The sequence below is a fragment of the Pseudomonas sp. NPDC089741 genome, assembly GCF_044748825.1.
Lineage (GTDB): Bacteria > Pseudomonadota > Gammaproteobacteria > Pseudomonadales > Pseudomonadaceae > Aquipseudomonas > Aquipseudomonas helmanticensis.
This window is the reverse complement of sequence record NZ_JBIVGT010000072.1, coordinates 1-4,170: the sequence shown is the minus strand read 5'-3', so window position 1 is coordinate 4,170 and position 4,170 is coordinate 1. Positions and strand designations below refer to the sequence as shown.

The following is a 4,170-nucleotide window of genomic DNA, read 5'->3' as shown; positions in this document are numbered from 1 at the left end:
GTTCGTGGTTGACCCGGTCAACGAAGGTGTTGTCCTGATCGAGCACGTAGGCGAAACCACCGGTCATGCCAGAGCCGAAGTTGTAACCGGTCTTGCCCAGAACGCAGACGAAACCACCGGTCATGTACTCACAGCAGTGATCGCCAGTGCCTTCCACACCCGTGTGGGCACCGGAGGGACGCACGGCGACACGCTCGCCTGCGGTGCCAGCGGCGAACAACTTGCCGCCGGTGGCGCCGTACAGGCAGGTGTTGCCGATGATGGCGCTTTCCTGAGTCTTATAAACGCTGCCCTTCGGCGGCACGATGGTCAGCTTGCCACCGGTCATGCCTTTGCCGACGTAGTCGTTGGCGTCGCCTTCGAGGTACATGTTCAGACCGCCGGCGTTCCACACACCGAAGCTCTGACCGGCAGTGCCCTTGAAGCGGAAGGTGATTGGCGCTTTCGCCATCCCTTGGTTGCCGTGCTTGCGGGCGATTTCGCCGGAGATCCGCGCGCCGATCGAACGGTCGCAGTTGCAGATGTCCAGGTCAAACTCGGCGCCGCTCATGTCGTTGATCGCCGACGAAGCCATCTCGACCATTTTCTCGGCCAGCAAACCTTTGTCGAACGGCGGGTTGCGCTCAACGCCGCAGAACTGTGGCTTGTCTGCCGGGATGTGATCGCTGCCCAACAGCGGCGTCAGATCCAGGTGATTCTGCTTGGCGGTCTGGCCTTCGAGGATTTCCAGCAGATCGGTGCGACCGATCAGCTCTTCGAGGGAGCGCACGCCGAGCTTGGCCAGCCACTCACGGGTCTCTTCGGCGACGTAGGTGAAGAAGTTGATCACCATGTCGACGGTGCCGATGTAGTGGTCTTTACGCAGCTTCTCGTTCTGCGTCGCAACGCCGGTGGCGCAGTTGTTCAGGTGGCAGATACGCAGGTATTTGCAGCCCAGCGCGATCATTGGCGCGGTACCGAAGCCAAAGCTTTCGGCGCCGAGTATCGCTGCCTTGATCACGTCGAGGCCGGTTTTCAGGCCGCCGTCGGTCTGCACCCGGACTTTGCCGCGCAGGTCATTGCCACGCAGGGTCTGGTGGGTTTCGGCGAGACCGAGCTCCCACGGTGCGCCGGCGTACTTGATCGAAGTCAGTGGCGAAGCACCGGTACCACCGTCGTAACCGGAGATGGTGATCAAGTCCGCATAGGCCTTGGCCACACCGGCAGCGATGGTGCCGACGCCCGCTTCAGCCACCAGCTTCACCGAAACCAGTGCTTTCGGGTTGACTTGTTTCAGGTCGAAAATCAGCTGCGACAAGTCTTCGATCGAGTAGATGTCGTGGTGCGGCGGTGGCGAAATCAGCGTTACGCCCGGTACTGCGTAACGCAGCTTGGCGATCAAACCGTTCACTTTACCGCCAGGCAGTTGCCCGCCCTCGCCCGGCTTGGCGCCTTGCGCGACCTTGATCTGCAGTACTTCGGCGTTGACCAGGTATTCCGGTGTTACACCGAAACGGCCAGTCGCAACCTGCTTGATTTTCGAGCTCTTGATGGTGCCGTAACGCGCCGGGTCTTCACCACCTTCGCCGGAGTTGGAACGCGCACCGAGGCGGTTCATGGCTTCGGCCAGGGCTTCGTGAGCTTCTGGCGACAAGGCGCCCAGCGAGATACCGGCGGAGTCGAAGCGCTTGAGCACCGATTCCAGCGGTTCGATTTCACTGATGTCCAGCGGCGTGTCGAGGGTCTTGACCTTGAACAGGTCGCGAATCATCGACACCGGACGGTTGTCCACCAGCGAGGTGTATTCCTTGAACTTGGCGTAGTCGCCCTGCTGCACGGCGGCTTGCAGGGTGTTGACCACGTCCGGGTTGTAGGCGTGATATTCGCCACCGTGGACGAACTTCAGCAGACCGCCCTGCTGGATCGGCTTGCGCGGGCTCCAGGCTTCGCTGGCGAGAGCTTTCTGTTCGGCTTCGATGTCGACGAAACGCGCACCCTTGATGCGGCTCGGCACGCCACGGAAGCTCAGGTCGCAGACTTCTTCGGACAGGCCAATGGCTTCGAACAGCTGCGCACCACGGTACGAAGCGATGGTCGAAATACCCATTTTCGAGAGGATCTTCAGCAGACCTTTGGTGATGCCTTTGCGGTAGTTCTTGAACACCTCGTAGAGGTCGCCCAGTACTTCACCGGTACGGATCAGGTCGCCCAGCACTTCGTACGCGAGGAACGGATACACCGCCGAGGCGCCGAAACCGATCAGCACCGCGAAGTGATGCGGGTCACGGGCGGTCGCGGTTTCAACGAGGATGTTGGAGTCGCAACGCAGGCCTTTTTCGGTCAGGCGGTGGTGCACCGCACCGGTCGCCAAGGATGCGTGGATCGGCAGCTTGCCCGGAGCGATATGGCGGTCGCTCAGGACGATCTGGGTCCGACCGGCACGCACGGCTTCTTCAGCCTGATCGGCGACGTTGCGGATCGCCGCTTCGAGGCCGACGCTTTCGTCGTAGTTGAGATCGATGATCTGCCGCTCGAAACCCGGGCGGTCGAGGTTCATCAACGAGCGCCACTTGGCCGGCGAGATCACTGGCGAGCTGAGGATCACGCGCGAGGCGTGTTCCGGCGACTCCTGGAAAATGTTGCGCTCGGCACCGAGGCAGATTTCCAGCGACATCACGATCGCTTCACGCAGCGGGTCGATCGGCGGGTTGGTGACCTGCGCGAACTGCTGACGGAAGTAGTCGTACGGCGTGCGCACACGCTGGGACAGCACGGCCATCGGCGTGTCGTCGCCCATCGAGCCAACGGCTTCGTAGCCTTGTTCGCCGAGCGGACGCAGTACCTGGTCGCGCTCTTCGAACGTGACTTGGTACATCTTCATGTATTGCTTGAGCTGATCGACGTCGTAAAACGCCGAACCGTGGTCGTTGTCTTCCATGGTCGCCTGAATGCGCAGGGCATTCTTGCGCAGCCATTGCTTGTACGGATGACGGGACTTCAGACGGTTGTCGATCGCATCGGTGTCGAGGATCTGCCCGGTTTCGGTGTCCACGGCGAAGATCTGGCCAGGGCCGACACGGCCTTTGGCAATCACGTCTTCCGACTTGTAATCCCACACGCCGATTTCCGAGGCGAGGGTGATGAAACCGTTGGTGGTAGTGACCCAGCGTGCCGGGCGCAGACCGTTACGGTCGAGCAGGCACACCGCGTAGCGACCGTCGGTCATGACCACGCCGGCCGGGCCGTCCCACGGCTCCATGTGCATCGAGTTGTACTCGTAGAACGCACGCAGATCCGGGTCCATGGTTTCGACGTTCTGCCACGCTGGCGGAATGATCATCCGCACGCCACGGAACAGGTCGATGCCACCGGTGACCATCAACTCCAGCATGTTGTCCATGCTCGAGGAGTCGGAACCGACACGGTTGACCAGCGGGCCGAGTTCTTCCAGATCCATCAGATCGTTGCTGAACTTGGTCCGACGAGCCTGCGCCCAGTTACGGTTACCGGTGATGGTGTTGATCTCGCCGTTGTGGGCGAGGAAGCGGAATGGCTGGGCCAGCGGCCATTTCGGCAAGGTGTTGGTGGAGAAGCGCTGGTGGAACACGCAGATCGCGGTTTGCAGGCGCTCGTCACTCAGGTCTGGATAAAACGCGGCCAGATCGGCCGGCATCATCAGGCCTTTATAGATGATGGTCTTGTGCGAAAAGCTGCAGATGTAGTGGTCGGAGTCGACGGCGTTGGACACCGACGAACGACGACGCGCACTGAACAGCTTCACGGCCATGTCCTGATCGCTCAGGCCTTCGCCGCCGATGTACACCTGCTCGATCTGTGGCAGGCGCTCAAGAGCGAGGCGGCCGAGGACGCTGGTGTCGATTGGCACTTTGCGCCAGCCGATCAACTGCAGGCCTTCAGCGAGGATCTCGCGGTTCATGTTCTCGCGAGCAGCTTCGGCCTTGGCCGGATCCTGGTTGAAGAACACCATGCCCACGGCATATTGCTTGGGCAGCTCGACGCTGAAGGTTTCCTGGGCAATGGCTCGCAGGAACGCGTCAGGCTTCTGAATCAGCAGACCGCAACCGTCACCGGTCTTGCCGTCGGCATTAATCCCACCGCGGTGGGTCATGCAGGTCAGGGCCTCGATGGCCGTTTGCATATGGGTATGACTGGTCTCGCCCTGCATATGGG

1 protein-coding gene is annotated in these 4,170 nt (G+C 61.2%); it reads right to left on the bottom strand.

Annotation, left to right across the window (positions count from 1 at the left end; genetic code table 11):
• Positions 1–4,170 (bottom strand): glutamate synthase large subunit (gltB, locus tag ACIPZE_RS28685; RefSeq protein ID WP_400776788.1); only part of this gene is annotated, 4,170 nt, incomplete at both ends.